The organism is Paenibacillus sp. J31R98 (assembly GCF_056269245.1).
Map to the genome: position 1 here is coordinate 432,208 of NZ_JBWDNO010000003.1, position 16,863 is coordinate 449,070.

Consider the following 16,863-nt stretch of genomic DNA (forward strand, 5'->3'; position numbering starts at 1 on the left):
AAGCTGCGAAAAATTCTGGAATGCCTGTTCACATGTCGTCCCCCCGCTTTTTCCGTATCTCACACTCATTATAGCCTCTGCTTTCGCGGAATGTAATACACCAAAAAGGAAAGGCAACCGCTAGCATCCATCGCTGCGGTTGCCTCCTGTGAATCTACCCGATCTGCTTCTCTGCGGCGAACGCGCTGCGCTCAAGCCGGCAGCTATCGCCAGCAGCAAGCGTTATCGGCACGATGCGTTCACCGTACCGCACCACTGTCGTTAGCTGTGCATGCGCACGAATCGTTGCTTCGCTCAGCTCGCCATTCAGCCATACGATATCAACCTCGGCATTACCTCTGGCGCGGAGTCCGGTTATGCGACCTGTATGCCATTGTTGCGGTAACGCCGGGAGCAAGTGAATTTCATCCGCATGGCTTTGCAGAAGCATCTCCGTAACTGCCGCAGCTGCGCCGAAGTTGCCGTCCGCTACGAAAATATTCGTCTCGGCTCCGGCAATGCCCGCCTTGGAGTACGTGAGCAAATTGTCAAAGCACAGCTCTCCGATGAGGTACACGAGCTGATCGTACGCACGATTCCCATCATGCAGCCTTGCGAAGTTAGCCGCGAACAACGCAAGCGTAAACTCCACATCTTCGAGTCCTTCGCCGCGCATCCGCATCGTAAGCGTACGTCTTGCCGCTTCGCTCAGCTCAGGCGTTCCTTGCGGCGTAATCTGATTGCCCGGATACAACGCGTACAGATGCGAGAGATGGCGATGGTCAGGCTGCGCCTCGCCGTAATCCTCCAGCCACTCCTGCAGCTGGCCATTGCCGCCAATTTGCAGCGGCGGCAGCAGCTCGATCGCCTGTCGTAGACGCTCGCGAAGCGGTTCATCTACGCCAAGGCGTTCGCTTGCTTCCACGCAGAAAGCGAATAGATCGCGTACGAGCGACTGATCCATTGTCGGCCCCATCGACAGCGCGTAGGAACGATCCTGTGAACCGTTGGCGTAGAAGCTATTCTCAGGTGAGTTCGACGGACCTGTCACTAGAAAGCCGTACTTCGGATGTACCGTCATGTAATCGAGGAAGAACAGTGCTGCTTCCATCAGCACCGGATAGGCTGTCTGCCGCAAGAAGGAATCGCTTCGTCCATACTCATAATGCTCACGCAGCTGATTCGCAATCCATAAGCCGCCCGTTACATTAAGTCCCCACGAATAATGCCAGCCCGGCTCCGTGAATCCCCATGCGTTCGAGAATACATGAGCTGTCCATCCATCGCAGCCATAGTAGCTGCGCGCTGTTTCCCGCCCCGCTTCCGCCAGCTGCTCAATGTAGCGCATGAGAGGCAGATGGCATTCCGCCAGATTAGCCGCTTCTGTCGGATAGTAATTCATCTCGCTGTTCACATCGAGATGATAATCGCAGCTCCATGCCATCCGGTTCGCTTCGCCGTCATTCCATATCCCTTGCAAATGCATCGGAAGCGGCGAATCGCCACGTGATCCGGCAATCATCAAATACCGGCCGTATTGGAAGAACAGCGCGAACAGCTGCGGATCGTCACCGCCGGCTCGGAGCAGCCGAACCCGCTCATCGATTGGCAATACCGAAGCGCCGGAATCGCCGAAGTCGACTTCAACTCTTCCGTACAATTGCCGGTGATCGGCAATATGCGCCTCGCGAATTGAAGCATAACCCTGCTCGGCGGCCTGCTTCACCCGGCTTGCAGCTTCCTGCTCCCAGGCAGCATCTTCACGGCGGTAATCCGTCTCCGCTGCAAAATAAATCCAAGCCTCATCGGCGCCATCCACAACTATAGCACCGTCCTGCACGGCTACCGCTCCGCCTGCCGCGACGACATGAACCGCTCCGTGGCACCGCACACCGCAAGTACCGTCGCTATGCATCGTTTCGATGGCTTGGCTCTCGAATGCAAGCATATCGCCCCCTGCCGCGCGAACCTCGAACCGTTCTGTCCGTCCTTCGAGCCGAAGCGTGAAGGAGATGCCATCCGCTCCTTCGCTTTCGCCTTCGCGCCGAATATGTGAAGCGATGACATTGCTCGGATGCGAAGCAATTGTTTCACGGATGAAGCGTGAATCCCCGCCTGACGCACTTACTGCGCGAAAAACAGCCTCTTCCAAATTCAGCTCCCGGGTCATCGTGTCTCCCTGATAGCCACCTTCGAACGACAAGCTCACATCGCATAGCGACAGGTTCGTGCCGAAATTGCGCTTCTCTGCCTGCAGCAGTCGGCTTGCCATCTCTTCGCCTTCTGTGTAATTGCCCGCGTAGAACAGCTCCCGCATGGCAGCTACATCGCTCTTCCCCTGCGACGCCGTCACCGGAGACTCCTGTTTGCCCGACCAGTAGGTCAATTCCGTGATACACCATGTCTCGCTCGCGCCGTCGCCATAGACGACTGCACCCAGCCGGCCATTGCCGAGCGGCAGCCCTTGCTTCCAGCCCGGTGCCGGTCCCTCATATCGAAGCTTCATCGAATCGTTCTCCTCCTATCGCACCCTGTATTCGTCAAAATATTTTGGAATAATCGTCGTTGATGCCCCCGGCATTTGCGGCAATATATAGAGGCCGTTCTTCACCGTTGCCGGCTCCTCGAAGATATGGCGAATCCAAGGAATGTACTCCAGCATAATCGCGCCGGGAGTCGCCGCCACCAGATGCTGATGGATCTGCCCCATATCGCCGACATGCGGGCAGACCGGCACATCGTATGCAGCAGCAAGACCTGCTACTTGCAGCCACTCTGTAACGCCTGCGACCCGGGTGACGTCAACTTGGCAATATTCAAGCGCTCCTTGATGAATGTAATCGCGGAACGCATACTTCGTATAGACATGCTCGCCAAGCGCAATCGGCACATTCAGCTCGTCGGCAAGCTTCTTATGCCCCATAATATCGTCCGGGTTCAGCGGTTCCTCCAGCCAGAACAAGTCGAACTCTTCCAGCCGCTTGCCCCATGTCATCGCGGTATTGATGTTCCACTGCTGATTCACGTCGATCATGAAGATGACGTCATCGCCGATCGCTTGGCGCACCGCTTTGACACGGTCATAGTCCTCGCGCGGGTCCGGCTTGCCGACTTTGATTTTGACGCCGGTAAAGCCCTGCTCCACAATATCCGTTACATCCTTAAGCAGCCGATCCTTCGACCAGTTAAGCCAGCCGCCGTTCGTATTGTAGGCTTTGATCCCTTTGCTCTTATGTCCGCCGAGGTACTGCCACAGCGGCTTGTTCGCCGCCTTGGACATAATGTCCCACAGCGCAATATCAACAGCAGCCAGCGCCATATGGGTAATGCCTGCACGTCCGATCCAGTGCATCTTGCCGAAGCGCATCGTATCCCATAACTCTTTGACCATGAACGGGTCTTTCCCAATTAACTCCGGTGCGTAATAGCGCTCAATGGTATCAACGATCATATCGTCCCCATGCGCGCATGTGCCTGTATATCCGTAGCCCGTGATACCCTCATCCGTATAAATGCGTACACCGGACAGCCCCCAGTGCGTGGCAACGTTAATCGCATCGGTAATTGGCGGCGTAATCGGCACATGAAGCACGAATGTCTCAACTTTTGTAATAATCATTAGGAAGCTCCTTCTTGGCGTAGGGATGAATGAATCACTTGTTGCTGATTGATCCGCTCTGATTCTAATGCGGACTATCGAATTTCACTGCGGTTCTTCTTTTCCTTATGAATTTATCGTATCATGGACCCTATATTTCGTATTTGTTCACCCATCCAAAAAGTTGACGATTCATCCGGTAACATTGCCCTAATTATGGAGGATTACGATATGAGAACTTTAGCGGAGCTGACGCCATTCGTCGGCGATTCCATGCCTTACTTATACGATGGCAGTTCGAATGAAGGGCTGCGCGTGTGCAGCGTCTACGCCTTCCATCTCTTCACAGACGGACCTGGCGAAATGGAAATCGAGGGTGTACGGTATCCCATCGAGAAGCGGACGCTCATCTTTCTACGTCCCGGTCAACCGCACGCGTTCCACATATCGCCGGAGCATCCACTTGCATCTCATAACCTGTATTGCGATATGTGGGATAACCGTGAGCCGATCTCGCTTCATCGCACTTTTATTTATGCACCGCAGCCGTTCCGGCTGCATGAACAACCGGCGTCAGAGCCATGCGACGAGCTGGATTCACTGCCAGGCGTCTTCTCGCTGCAGCCATACCCGCATCTGTACGATGCCTTCCTTCATATCGTGAAGCTGTACAATGAGCTGCTCCACTATCGCAGTGAAACGGTCAACAGCCTGCTGTACGCGTGGATGCTCAGTTGGCATAATGCTTGCCGTACTCGCCAGCCGCGCGACTATCGAATCGTGCGACTGTTAGAGCAGCTCGAGATGAATCCGGAGCGGCGCGAGACGGTCGAGCAGTGGTGGACGCTTTGCGGCTTGAAGCGGACTTATTTTCACGAGTTATTCTTGCGCGAGACAGGCATGACGCCGAAAACCTATCAGCACCGGCTGTGGATGAAACGCGCTATGCACCTGCTGCAAGAGAGCGATCTCAGCGTGACCGCCATTGCCGACAAGCTCGGCTACCCGTCCATTCACCCGTTCACGCGCCATTTCACAGCGTATTATGGCGTCAGCCCGAAGCAGTATCGGCAAGCTCCAAATAAAAAAAGATGACTCCTGTTATAAACAGAAGTCATCTTCATTTTATTTATAGCCTTAATTATTTACTTCGCTTCTTGCAGAGCACGCAGCCCGAGCGCGAGCGAACCGCACAAGCCGGCATTATCGCCGAGGCCTGGCGGCACGATGTAGCTGCTGATGCCGTCCAGCACAGCTTCAGCGCTGACGTAGCCCTTCAAGTTGTTGCGCACTTCCGCGTGGATGAGCGGGAATAGCTGCTCTTGGTGCATCACGCCGCCGCCAAGAATGATCTTCTTCGGCGACAATAGCAGAATCGCGTTCGCAACCGCTTGTCCGAGATAGAATGCTTCCATCTCCCAAGCCGGGTGATCGACGCCAAGCTCGCTGCCTTTCACTTTCCATCTGCGCTCAAGCGCAGGTCCAGCCGCCATGCCTTCCAAGCAGTCGCCGTGATACGGGCAGAAGCCTTCGAACGTATCTTCCGGATGACGGCGTGTCAGCACATGCCCGCCTTCCGGATGTACGAGACCATGCACCATTTTGCCCTCTGCATAGACGCCTACGCCGATACCGGTACCGACTGTGTAGTACAAGCAGCTATCGAGTCCTGCCGCCGCGCCCCAAGTTGCTTCACCAAGAGCCGCCGCGTTAACATCCGTATCCCAGCCGAACGGCACGTCGAATACTTTGCGCAGCTCCGGCAACACGGGATAGTTGCCCCAGCCCGGCTTAGGCGTTGTCGTCACATAGCCGTACTGCGGGCTTGACGGATCAATGTTAATCGGTCCGAACGAGCCGATACCGATGGCTTCAACCTTTTTATCACGGAAATAGTTAATGACATTAGCAATCGTCTTCTCCGGCTGCTCTGTCGGGAAGCTCACCCGATCTTGAATAACGCCGTCCTCGCTTCCAATTCCACAAACGAACTTTGTTCCACCCGCTTCTACTGCTCCAATCAACATGCTCCCCAAATCCTCCTAATCGGCTTACCAATAATGGCTTCATCTACTACTATGCAAAATAGCAAAATTACTAGCCAGCGGCAAGTTATATTTTATGTCGCAGCCATTCCCACACCGCATGCAGCGTCAGCCACTGGTTCGAGAGCCCCATTCCGTTGACGTACGGAGCCTGCTCGCGAAAGTAATCTGCATGCTTCCCCATAATCGGCACACCGCAAGCGCCATCCGGACCGTGCTTGTTATCGTTCCAGCCAAGCAGCGAACGACGGCGAACGCCACCAGCTCCTGCATGATCCCTGCGGCCACCACCCCAGCCGCCGAAGGAGCCTAGCTTGCAGATCGCATCCGCAATCTGCTCGCCAGCCGCTCCAGCTCTAGCCTCCGCCGGAGTCGCATAGACGTACAACACCGACTGGCGCAGCTGCGCCGGAATGCGGCAGCGCGGCGAACCGATCATGACGACGAGCGGACTTCGCGCGTCGCCACCGTCCTGCTCTATCAGCTGCATCGCAGCATGCACGGCTGCGACACCGCCGCCGCTGTGGCCGACGATAATCGTTCGGCCTTCGCCGCCTGACGCAGGGAACCCGAGGCGGCGTCTGCTCTCGCCAATTGCCGCCACTGCGCGCCTGCCGCCAATCGAGCGCCGCGTCTTGCGCGGATTCAGCCGCATATCTCGGCCAATCTCCCAAATCTGCGGCACGACCTTGCGGAACCAATCCCCATACGGGGACAGCATCTCCGATGCCGTCACCTCGTACCCTTCCCGCTCCAGCAAGCCATGCAAGGCGGCGCGGAAGCTCTCCATAAACAGCGGTGCCGTTGCAAGTCCGCTGAGTAGATACAGCGATATTTCCCCTCTCGCAGCTACGCTATTCACCTGCAGTTGCTCCTTTGCCAGGATGCGTCTTCGCGAACTCCATCGCCGCGATAATTCGCTGCATATCGCTCGGATGCGTATCGCGGAACCAGTGAACGAGCAGCGGCGGATTCATGTCGCTCAGCGTAACGAGCGCAGTCTTCTGCTGCATCGAGATGGACCCATCGGCGGTGTTCAGCAGCTTCATCGCATACGCATCCGCCGCCGCTTCCGCTTGGCGAGACACATAGTTGCTCAGCGGAAGCGATGCGAACGACAGCAGCGATACGATGAGCAGCAGCAGTGGCAGCGCGTTCATATCCGAGCGGCTGCGAATACCGAGCCGGTCCCCGAAGCGGCGGATCGACCAGATGTAGATCCAGCCGCCAATGACAATCATCACCAGCGACGAGCCGACCGCGCCGAGTGCGCTCCATTCGAGATGGTGCATCGCATAATGCCCCATCTCATGCGCCATGATGAGCAGAATCTCTTGCTCATTCAGCTGCTTCAGCGTCGTATCCCACAGCACGATTCGCAAGGACGAGCCAATGCCGGTGACGTAGGCGTTGATTGCGTTTGTTTTGGCGGACATATCCACTTCATAGACTCGGCTTGCGGGAATGTCAGATTTGGTAGCGAGCGTTAGAATCTTATGTTCCAGCTGCGGATCGGACAGACGCGTGAAGTGATTGTAAAGCGGGTCGATCATAACCGGCTGCACGTACATCATGAATACGGTAAAAGGCACGGAAATCAGCCACAGCTTCAGCCACCAGCGGCCTCTGCGCGACATGATCCAGAACGCGACCGCCGTAACAGCGAGCATGGTGAGGTAGCCGACGCCGAAGGCAACGATCTTATCCCGAAGCCAGCCGAGCCACGGCTGTGTTGAGATCCCATAGGACTTGGACAAGGCAAAGCTAAGCGCTCGCAGCGGCAAGTAGAGCAAGAACGCTGCGGCTTCCACCAGCAGGACATAGAGCGGAAACCTGATGACAAGCGGCAATCCGCTCCGCTGCAGCGCATCCCGCCAATATCGAGCGAGCCCGCCGAACAGCAGAAATACATAGATGAGCCATTCCCACGGCGCGCTGATGAAGAAAATCCAATTGCGCATCGCGTTCAGCTTCGCGCTATCCGCGAGCTGCTTGCTCGAGAAGAACGTAGACGGATCAGCTGCTGTTCCGGCATACGAAGAAGGCACATTATTAGGCGACGTGTACCAAACATAAGCGGTCACGAGCGCCGCATACACCACGAATAATACGAACCATACGAACCCTTTTGAACGTCGGCGTACAGGCATCGAAACATCTCCCACTTTTCCAAGGATTAGGGTAAACTTATCATAGCATGTTTCGTCTAAAGATCGTAATTGAGCAAGGGAGTGTATTCGAAGTGGGTATCAAAATCTACGCGTATATCATGATTCTTCTAGGGTTGGTGTGTATCACAATTGTGTTCATCCCGCCATTTGTAAGCACTGTTCGCACGGTGCTCTATTGCGCCGTTGGTTTGTGGTCCATCTATAACGGCGTTAAACGACTGCGTAGGTAATGAAAAAGAGCCGACCCTTAGAGAGTCGGCTTGGCTAGGTGAATGCACGGCGAGAAGTGGAGAAGCGATGTAGGTGCTCAGTCGGGAAGACCTTCGCATGTTACTCGAGGTCATGCGTGAGAGAACACATATGTGCTCTCAGCGCACGATTCGCGCGAGAGCCGAAGCTGAGAGCACATACACGTGCTCTCAGTCCAAAAAAACCTTACATTTTACTCCTGATACCGCGTGCGAGAACACATATGTGCTCTCAGCGCAGAAAACACATCAAAGCGAAGCCGAGAGCACATATACGTGCTCTCAGTCCAGAAAACCTTCACATTTTACTCCTGATCCCGCGTGAGAGAACACATATGTGCTCTCAGCATCCAAAACGCGCCAAAAGTTGGCTGAAAGAACATATGTGTGCTCTCACCACCGCCCCCATCTAACTAAACGGCCTTTACCGCTGTTTTCGCACACCGAGAGCGGCTTTTTCCTCTCTCATCACACGATTACCGCTTTTTCGGCTCCTGAGAGAGGCTTTTTCCTCTCTCGACACCAGCTAACCGGCCTATTCCGCCGCTTTCGCACTCTAAGAGAGGCTTTTCCCTCTCTCATCACACTATTTCCGCTGTTCCGCCTCACGAGAGCGGCTTTTACCTCTCTCGATCCAGCTAACCCGCCTATTCCGCTGCTTTCGAACTCTGAGAGAGGCTTTTCCCTCTCTCATCACGCGATTACCGCTTTTTCGCCGCCCAGAGAGCTGCTCTTTCCTTCATCACTCCGCCAGCGCCGAAGCCGCGCAGAATGTACTACGAAACAGAGCCGACTTCCTAAAGAGTCGGCCCTGCTCTATCTACTCTATCTGCCTCTGCTTGTCCAATTAATCTGCTGATCCGCTTATCTCTTGTCCAAAGCCTAGATCACTTCACGCTCATCATTGCCCGGAAGTTCCGGGAATGGCGCGTGCGGCTCCGCCTGGTACCAGAACGTCGTCGATGCGATGTCGCTCTGTTGCGGCAGGTAGCGTCCGCCCGAGCGCCAGCCAAGATCTTGAATGGTCACGCGCAGCTCTTTCTCGAAGCGAATCGGGTCCTGCACATGCCAGCGGTACATGCCGAAGCGCTGCTGGCTCCGGTACAAGCCGTCTGGCTTAATGACTTGGTGCATGCCGAGGAACGGTGTCGAGTACACACCGTATTGACCTTGCGGATGCTCCCAGTTCCATGCGCCGCCGAAGTAGTCTTCCGTCCCCGTGCCGCATATCGTCGGGAACTCGGTATCGCCATCCATGTAGAACTTGATCTCGCCCTCGCCCCACCAGCCGGTGTTGTTCACCTGCCATGCGAGGTATGTTCCGACGTAGTGGCCTTTGCCTGTTACGCCGTCAATTAAAGTATGCACATCTTTATACGCAACCGGTTTGCTTCTTCTCCACTGTGCGTGGAAATAAGCCATATCCTCCGGCACTTCTGTAAGCGTATAGTCGACTTGATAGTACAATACCGCTTTATCGGTCTTCGATGTATTCTCCATTGTTACGCGAGCATGCTTGCGGAATGGCATCTGCCAATAGCTATTCATCCCGCCTGCCGGATTAACCGCAATCGGGAACGAATTCACATTGCAGCGCTCTTGCCAGCCATTGCAGAAGAAATCCCCAACCGGCACTTCAACCGAAGGCGTCTCTTCATGGTCCCAGTAGAAGCGGATAATCATATTGCGCCACGAGCCCGGGAAGCAGGTCAGCCAAATATGCTGAATTGCGCCAGGACCTTCAATTTCAGCCATATCCAAGATGGAGCCAGGCTCAATCTCCACAGAGGGCGATACCTTCCAGCCTAAGCCTAAGTCTCGCGCACAGTTCGCGCCTGTTCCTTCTGTTGCCATGCCGCCTTTGCCAGGTTGCCCTGAAAAGTTCTCCGGACTGATTGATCTTGTCTGCGCATTCGACAAACGTGCTAAGTTGCCAATCCCCATATCAAGGCCGTTAAAGTTATACAAGTCGCTGCTCTCTCCCTATCACATTAAGATGTAAACGGTTACTGCATGAACATGGCACCTATGCTACTCCCTTTTCCCATATTGTGTCAATGCCTACTTTTTCGACAAAAAAGAGCAGCTCCATCCTTCCGGATAGAACTGCCCAACTGAACTCTATGTCCTGCCATTTATTTGCCTTGCATCAACCGCTGCTGTTCCTTCCAGAACGCATCCCACTCCGCAAGCGTCTCCTTCACTGTGGCTTTGCCAAGCAGCATCTTCTGCTCCGTTGTCGTTGACACTTTGGACCACTCACTATTGCCGGGGTATTTAATCGGTCTTTGATAGAACACATAGGTATCCGGATCATTAGTCATATCAATAAGCGTCTTATAAGGGCCCGTCATAAAGTAAGGGTCCATCGCAGCTGTCGTATGGATCGGCACTAGCCCGTATTTCTTGCAGAATGCCGTATTCTGGTCTGGGCTCGACAAGAATGCGATCAGCTTCCATGCCGCGTCCTTATGGGAGGAGGCTGACGGAATCCCCCAACCTGCAGTGCCGACCGTGATCAGCGACTTGCCGCTCGGACCTTTCGGCATCGGAACGGCTGCCCATGTGCCTGGCTTCATCTCAGCCTGCAGCGTTGGAATGACATCATTGTCCTGCAGCAGCATTGCCGTCTGTCCGGATGTGAAAGACTTCACCTCTTGATCAAATCCCCAATAAACGGATTCCTTCGGCGAAGCGTTCTCGTACAGTTTCTTATAGAGCGTTAGCGCCTCTTCCGCTGCCGGCGAAGAGTAGATCGTGGCGCCGCTGCCTAGAAAAGCGCCGTCCTCCAAATTCGTAGCCGTTCCGTTGTAGGTTCGAATCATGCTTTCGAAGACGCCGTTTGCACCCTTTGCGCCGCGGAAGGAGTAGCCGTAACGATTACGTACGCTATCCGTCATCTTCACAGCGGCGTTGTAGAACTCCTCCCAGGTAGACGGCGGTTTCATATTCGCCTGCTCAAACCAGTCCTTGCGATAGTAGAGCTGGCGCTCATAGAGTCCATTCGCCAGAAAATACAACTTGCCATTCACGCTCCCTACGCTAAGTGGAGCTTGCTGCACTGTGGCATAATCTTGCCAGTTGGCGGTGTATGTATCGAGCGGTTCGACATAATGCTTGTTCACATAGTCCGCAACGTTCACTTCACGGACTTCGACCACGTCAAGATCTTGCTTCGTGGACAGCATCGTCTCTATGGTCTCATCCGCCTGATCGAAAGGCGGTGAGATCAGCTCCACTTGAATCGTTGGATTCTCCTGCTCGAACTGTGAGATGAGCGACTTCAGGATTAACGTTCGCTGCGTATTCGGCAAGCTCTCCATCATTCGCAGCTTTATATCTCCCTCTCCCACACTGCCGCTATCCACCTGGACATCGCCCCCCGTGCTGCCGTTCGTTGACTGGGCATCTTGCGCGCTGCAGCCTGTCGCCATAATCACGGTCACCACTAGCAAACCATACAGAAGCTTCTTTCCTCCTCTTGCAGTTGCTCCCATTGACGCCTACCCCCTGCTCGCATAAATTGCATTCTCGGCTAATCGTTTCGCACAATCGTCAGGCAACAGCGGACGGCTAAAATAATATCCTTGCGCGTCGTCACAGCTCAGTTCACGAAGCAATTGCACCTGCTCCACTTTCTCTACACCTTCAGCCGTTACTTTAAGGCCAAGGCTGTGCGACATGACAATAATGGACCCGACAATGGCAATTTCCTTCGGACTTCCAATCATATTATCAAGGAAGGACTTGTCCACCTTCAGGCGTTCAATCGGGAAATTCTTCAAATAACTGAGTGAGGAGTAGCCGGTGCCAAAATCATCAATGGATATTTTGACTCCTAAGTCCGATAAGCCTTGCAGCGTTCGAATAACTTGCTCTACATCATGCATCGCGATAGACTCGGTAATCTCGAGCTCCAACCATTGTGGCTCAAGCCCCGTCTCGCTCAGGATGCGAGCAACATTATCAACGATGCCAGGACTCTGGAATTGATGAATCGACAGGTTAACCGAGACATGAACCGGAGGCAGACCAGCATCTTGCCAAGCTTTATTTTGCCTGCAGGCGGTGTACAGAATCCATTCGCCGATCGGGATGATGAGGCGAGTTTCTTCGGCAATAGGGACAAAATCAGCCGGTGAAATCATTCCCTGCTGATGATGCTGCCAACGAACGAGCGCTTCCACGCCCACGATTGTTCCAGATTCCAGATGAACCTGTGGCTGATAGACGAGCAGCAGCTGCTCACGTTCCAGCGCTTTGCGCAAATCGCGCTCCAGCTCAAACTTGCCGTACGACTTCTTGTCCATTGCACTGTCGTAGAAGCGGTGACTGCTTCGGCCGCTTTCCTTCACGCTGTACATCGCCATATCGGCGTTCTTGATGAGCGACTGTCCATCTTCGCCATCCTGCGGATACATGCTGACGCCGATGCTTGCAGAGCAGTACAGCTCTTTGTCCTGATAAAATATCGGCTGCTGGATGAGGGCGGCAAGCTCGCGAATAACTTCTTCAACCTGAGCTAGCTCTCTAATGTTCGGCATCAAGATGAGAAATTCATCGCCGCCGAACCTTGCTGCCGTATAAGCCGCCGGAAGCTGCCGTTTCAGCTTCGTTGCAATTTCGACAAGCAGCTTATCGCCTGCTCCGTGCCCGAACGTATCGTTAATGAGCTTGAGCCTGTCCAAGTCGATGAAGAGCACGGCAAAACGCATCCCTTGCTGCTTCGATACGGCAACTTCTCGATCCAGCAGCTCATTAAACAGCTTGCGGTTCGCCAGATCAGTCAAGTGATCGTGATAGGCCATATAGCGGATCGCCGCACTGCTTCGTCTGCGCTGATACAAGTAATTGATCAGGAATGTCGCGATACCAATGAGAATTATACTGAACAGCATGGTGTTGCGGAGCTTCGCTGTATCCTGAATCAGCTCGTTCACCGGTACAACCGCCGCAACCGTCCAGCCTGTCGAGGCCAGCTTGCCAGTAACGACCAGCTGTTGTTTGCCGTCCATTCGAGTTTCAGCTTTCCGCATCAAATACTTCGACTTTGTGTGATCCGCCTTATCCGGCACAAGCAGAGGAAGCCGGTATTTATCGCCGGTTACGCTTTGACGCGACAGGCTGAGCAGCTGGTTCGCATCATTTAACAGCACCATTTCGCCGGTTTTGCCAAGATGGGCTTCAGCAAGCGTGCTATTGATATCTTGTACGCTGATTTCAACGAATAGAATAAACTTCATGCCGGTCGGCAGCGTTAAAATGCGGCTAATCGCAATGGAAGGCTGCCCGCTTCCCATAAACCCTGTCCGTCTTGTTTCGAGCCAGACGTTGCGTCCATCCCCGGTACTCGCCTGCTTGTACCAATCGCTATTCACATAGGCAAGCCTTGATTCAGAAGGGCCAACCGTCGAAATCTCTTTAACCGGACTATCGATCGGAAATAGATGTACATCTTTAATATCGGCTTTGCTGAAGAACCGCACGGAGAGGATCGACTTGATCTGATTAGCGGCATTAAAGCGATCAAACTGGTCGCCATTCACGTCGCCGTAGATTTGAAGATTGTTTAAAATTCCGGCGTCTGTAATCACGTTATAAGTGAGGTCTTCGTAGGTGCGAAGCATAAGATTAAGCTCATCAACCGTTTGCATGATCGTCTGCTGGGTAGCAAGCGTCATTCTTTCCTTCAAAATCGCTTTGGACTGCGAGTAGGAATAAAGGCTGATGCCTGCCACAAGCACCGTCGAGATAATTAGAATAAACAGGAAGGGTTTAAAGCTTGGCGTCAACGTCAACGTCAACTTGCCTCCATTCGTACCACGTCTGCGGCTATAGTTGTAGGTCTGAGGAATCAGTATATTACCAATTTATCATAGAGCCGTTAGTAAAGTTATTTATAAGTGTTAGATTTATATATGGTTCACGCAAAAATAAAGCGTCCCTTCGAGTACGAAGGGACGCTTTTCAAGATGTAAAGGTCAACCATGATTTAGAAATTGTATATTTTTACCATTAAACTGGCGTATCTATTTGCTGAGCATACTCTGCAATCTCGCTCGCCTTCGCTTTCAACGCCTCTTCCAAATAGCCTTTGTTATGTAAGACTGCGGCGTCAGCAGGCCGATAAGCGCGAGCGCGCTCATTGTGCACGAAAGCTCTTGCGAGATCACCGAGCTTGTCATAGCAGACGCACAGCTGCAGGTGGGGCAGCCAAGTTGCGCACGCATTGTTATGCAGCGCCCAGGATTGCTCTGGCTTCGGCGCATTGAGCGCTGATTCGTACCAATACGCGGCAATTGCATAAGAGCCCTTCTGCAAATGCCAATAGCCGATGCGGCAGCAGAAGTCTGGCCGCGGGTTCCCGTACTTGAACGACCTCAGCGCATACTCGAGCGACAAGTCGTCCGCACCGAGCGCGGCGTAGCTGTCCGCTATCTTCCCGCAGGCGGAAATATTGTCTTCCACCCAGCCTTCACCGGATAGCAGAAACCGGCTGTAATACATAATCGCTTGCTCGTGGCGGGAGTGATCGCTCAGCTCATTAGCGTAGTAGAACTGGTCTCTGGCGCTGAACTTCTCTCCTCTTGCGAGCCGTTGCTCGTAGATACGCAAATTCCGGTCGCTGTCATGCCGGAGACTGGCGTGTGTAACCGCGATGTCCGAAGCGTACGAGGCGCCGTACACCTCCAAGTACTCGTGGACGGCGCCAATCCAGCGGAATCCGCGCTCGCGCTTCACGAGACGGTTTCTTCTCAGAGAGCTTGTCACAGCGCCATACTCGTCCTTCGCCAGGTGATACTCCATCGACACCGTGTCTACATCGGGCGACAGCGTGCTTTTCAACTCGAGCAGCTTCTTCAAATCCTGTTCCAGTAATACATCGTCGGCATCCAGCCACAGAATGTAAGCTGAGGTCGCCTTGCTGAATGCGTAATTGCGGGCTGCCGCAAAATCTTCAATCCACTCGAAATCATAGATCGCATCCGTGTACGCCGCTGCAATATCCTTGGTAGCATCAGTCGAGCCCGTATCCACGATAACGATTTCATCCACGGCTTCCTTTACAGAATCCAAGCATCTGGCAATAACGTCCTCTTCATCTTTTACAATGAGACATAAACTGATCGCAATCACGATTGACGCGCTCCTCTCCATATAAACCCCACGAATATTACTACTCTATGGCTCATAAAGATCAATATTCCATTATTTGGAGAGGGTGATGTGTTTGAGCGTTCGGCGCATTCTCATCGGCAGCCCCATTCGTCAGAAGCCAGAAATTCTAGCGCTATTCCTTCAGTCGCTTGAGAGGCTGCGCCAAACCACTTGGCAAGCGGATTACGTATTTATCGATGACAACGAAGATGCCGCCAGCGTGATGTTAACCCAATTCACAGAAGCCGTTCATGCCCAAGGCTCGTCAACCGTCAGGCTCATCGCCGGCAATAAGACGTCTTCTGATTATAAGAGGGACGAGGTCACGCATTATTGGAACGATGAACTCATCGGCAAAGTCGCGGTTTGGAAGGACCACTTCATCCAGATCGCAAGGGAAGAGCAGTACGACGCTTTATTCCTCGTAGACTCGGATCTGCTGCTCCATCCCGAGACGGTGGAATCGCTTCTGGAAGCGGAAAAATCGATCATCTCTGAGATCTTCTGGACACGATGGCAACCGGGCGGCACAGAGCTGCCGCAGGTATGGCTGAAGGATCATTACTGGCCGTGGCAGACGGACAAAGATTCTCCCGAAGTGCAGCAAGAGCAGCTAAAGCTTCTTACGATGCTTCGCTTGCCGGGCGTCTATGACGTCGGTGGCTTAGGAGCTTGCACACTAATTAGTCGCGAAGCGCTTGTGGCTCCCATTTCTTTTCGAACCATTCCGAATTTGTCCCTGTGGGGTGAAGATCGGCATTTTTGCGTGCGCGCAGCTTCGCTTGGCATCGGGTTGTCCGTCGATACCCGCTATCCTGCGTTCCATATCTATCGCGATACGGATTTGACGAAAGCCTTGCAATACTTCCGCACCACAGCCTCTCAAGAACAAGAGCCCCTCCGTGTGCCGTACTTCTTCGTCAAAAATGCCGGACCAAAGCTTGTGCTCTCTATGACAGCGCGCAATGAAGAAGGCCGCTATCTGGACGAGGCGCTGCTGCGGCACCGCGAGTATATCGATGCGGCGGTCATCATCGACGATGGCAGCACGGACGCCACCTCGGCTATTATTCACGAGCGGCTTGACGGCATCCCGCTCTTCTACGTGCGCAACGAAGTCTCGCGATTCGCGAACGAGATCGAGCTGCGGCGACAGCAGTGGGACGCGACGGTCCAGCTTCGTCCGGAATGGATTTTGAACCTCGATGCAGATGAATATTTTGAAGACAGATTCGCTCATGAAATCGCTGCAATGCTGGCAAATCCGCTGGCGAGCTGCTATTTGTTCAGGCTGTACGACTTCTGGAACGAGCGCCAATACCGCGATGACCAGTACTGGCAGGCGCATAATACATACCGCCCTTTTCTCGCCAGGTACACGCCCGGTTTCCCTTACCAGTGGAATGAAGCAAGGCAGCATTGCGGACGATTCCCGAATAATATTTTTGACCCGTCGCCTCATCTGTCGCCATTGAGGTTGAAGCACTGGGGCTGGGCAAGAGAGTCCGATAGACTGCTCAAGGCAGCGCGCTACGCTGAGCTCGACCCTGAAGCCAAATACGGCTGGCAAGAGCAGTACGATTCCATTCTTGGCGTCCCTCATCTTGTCGACTGGCAAGAGAACGAGCTTGCACCGTCCGCAATACAGACAGCAACCAGTTAGA

General features: G+C 53.7%; 12 protein-coding genes. 3 read left to right on the forward strand and 9 right to left on the reverse strand.

All coding sequences use genetic code 11. The features are described 5' to 3' along the window. Positions 1-154: 154 nt before the first annotated feature. Together AC0YNX_RS15580 and AC0YNX_RS15585 are read right to left on the reverse strand one after the other, a co-directional pair. Entirely contained in the window at positions 155-2,485 is a 2,331-nt protein-coding gene (locus AC0YNX_RS15580) for a glycoside hydrolase family 95 protein (protein WP_475816589.1), read from the reverse strand. 15 nt (positions 2,486-2,500) lie between these two features. Then, the gene (locus AC0YNX_RS15585) at positions 2,501-3,598 is read right to left on the reverse strand and encodes a mandelate racemase/muconate lactonizing enzyme family protein (RefSeq protein WP_475816590.1); all 1,098 of its coding nucleotides are present in this window, start codon (positions 3,596-3,598) and stop codon (positions 2,501-2,503) included. A 210-nt stretch (positions 3,599-3,808) separates the two neighbouring features. On the opposite strand from AC0YNX_RS15585, the gene AC0YNX_RS15590 reads away from it, so the two are divergent. After that, a complete protein-coding gene (locus tag AC0YNX_RS15590) occupies positions 3,809-4,672 on the forward strand; it encodes a helix-turn-helix domain-containing protein (RefSeq protein ID WP_475816591.1) in 864 nt (287 codons plus the stop codon). Positions 4,673-4,722: 50 nt separating this feature from the next. On the opposite strand, the gene AC0YNX_RS15595 is transcribed toward AC0YNX_RS15590, so the two are convergent. The 3 genes from AC0YNX_RS15595 to AC0YNX_RS15605 form a co-directional block, all read right to left on the reverse strand. Beyond that, positions 4,723-5,604: an ROK family protein gene (locus AC0YNX_RS15595; RefSeq protein WP_475816592.1), complete on the reverse strand. Its 882-nt coding sequence runs from the start codon at positions 5,602-5,604 to the stop codon at positions 4,723-4,725. 85 nt (positions 5,605-5,689) lie between these two features. After that, entirely contained in the window at positions 5,690-6,484 is a 795-nt protein-coding gene (locus AC0YNX_RS15600; protein WP_475816593.1) for a hypothetical protein, read from the reverse strand. Beyond that, positions 6,477-7,772 (reverse strand): M48 family metallopeptidase, encoded by a 1,296-nt coding sequence (locus AC0YNX_RS15605; protein ID WP_475816594.1) that lies wholly within the window; start codon positions 7,770-7,772, stop codon positions 6,477-6,479. The genes AC0YNX_RS15600 and AC0YNX_RS15605 overlap by 8 nt, the downstream gene beginning before the upstream one ends. Positions 7,773-7,864: 92 nt before the next feature. Between AC0YNX_RS15605 and AC0YNX_RS15610 the strand changes: the two genes are divergently transcribed. Further along, positions 7,865-8,023, forward strand: coding sequence for a hypothetical protein (locus tag AC0YNX_RS15610; protein ID WP_475816595.1), 159 nt, complete (start codon positions 7,865-7,867; stop codon positions 8,021-8,023). A 900-nt stretch (positions 8,024-8,923) separates the two neighbouring features. Here AC0YNX_RS15610 and AC0YNX_RS15615 read toward each other — a convergent pair. The 4 genes from AC0YNX_RS15615 to AC0YNX_RS15630 all read right to left on the reverse strand — a co-directional run bounded on the left by AC0YNX_RS15615 (position 8,924) and on the right by AC0YNX_RS15630 (position 15,178). Continuing rightward, on the reverse strand, positions 8,924-10,009 hold the full coding sequence (locus AC0YNX_RS15615; protein WP_475816596.1) for a glycoside hydrolase family 172 protein: 1,086 nt from the start codon (positions 10,007-10,009) through the stop codon (positions 8,924-8,926). A 167-nt stretch (positions 10,010-10,176) separates the two neighbouring features. Then, the gene (locus AC0YNX_RS15620; RefSeq protein ID WP_475816597.1) at positions 10,177-11,538 is read right to left on the reverse strand and encodes an ABC transporter substrate-binding protein; all 1,362 of its coding nucleotides are present in this window, start codon (positions 11,536-11,538) and stop codon (positions 10,177-10,179) included. Between the two features lie 6 nt (positions 11,539-11,544). Next, positions 11,545-13,839 (reverse strand): bifunctional diguanylate cyclase/phosphodiesterase, encoded by a 2,295-nt coding sequence (locus tag AC0YNX_RS15625; protein ID WP_475816598.1) that lies wholly within the window; start codon positions 13,837-13,839, stop codon positions 11,545-11,547. A gap of 217 nt (positions 13,840-14,056) precedes the next feature. Next, positions 14,057-15,178, reverse strand: coding sequence for a glycosyltransferase (locus AC0YNX_RS15630; protein ID WP_475816599.1), 1,122 nt, complete (start codon positions 15,176-15,178; stop codon positions 14,057-14,059). 94 nt (positions 15,179-15,272) lie between these two features. Between AC0YNX_RS15630 and AC0YNX_RS15635 the strand changes: the two genes are divergently transcribed. After that, positions 15,273-16,862: a glycosyltransferase gene (locus AC0YNX_RS15635; protein ID WP_475816600.1), complete on the forward strand. Its 1,590-nt coding sequence runs from the start codon at positions 15,273-15,275 to the stop codon at positions 16,860-16,862. Position 16,863 lies beyond the last annotated feature (1 nt).

Coding starts and splice junctions, on each gene's coding strand:
- AC0YNX_RS15580 (WP_475816589.1), bottom strand. CDS start 2,485: ATGAAGCTTCGATATGAGGGACCGGCACCGGGCTGGAAGCAAGGGCTG.
- AC0YNX_RS15585 (WP_475816590.1), bottom strand. CDS start 3,598: ATGATTATTACAAAAGTTGAGACATTCGTGCTTCATGTGCCGATTACG.
- AC0YNX_RS15590 (WP_475816591.1), top strand. CDS start 3,809: ATGAGAACTTTAGCGGAGCTGACGCCATTCGTCGGCGATTCCATGCCT.
- AC0YNX_RS15595 (WP_475816592.1), bottom strand. CDS start 5,604: ATGTTGATTGGAGCAGTAGAAGCGGGTGGAACAAAGTTCGTTTGTGGA.
- AC0YNX_RS15605 (WP_475816594.1), bottom strand. CDS start 7,772: ATGCCTGTACGCCGACGTTCAAAAGGGTTCGTATGGTTCGTATTATTC.
- AC0YNX_RS15620 (WP_475816597.1), bottom strand. CDS start 11,538: ATGGGAGCAACTGCAAGAGGAGGAAAGAAGCTTCTGTATGGTTTGCTA.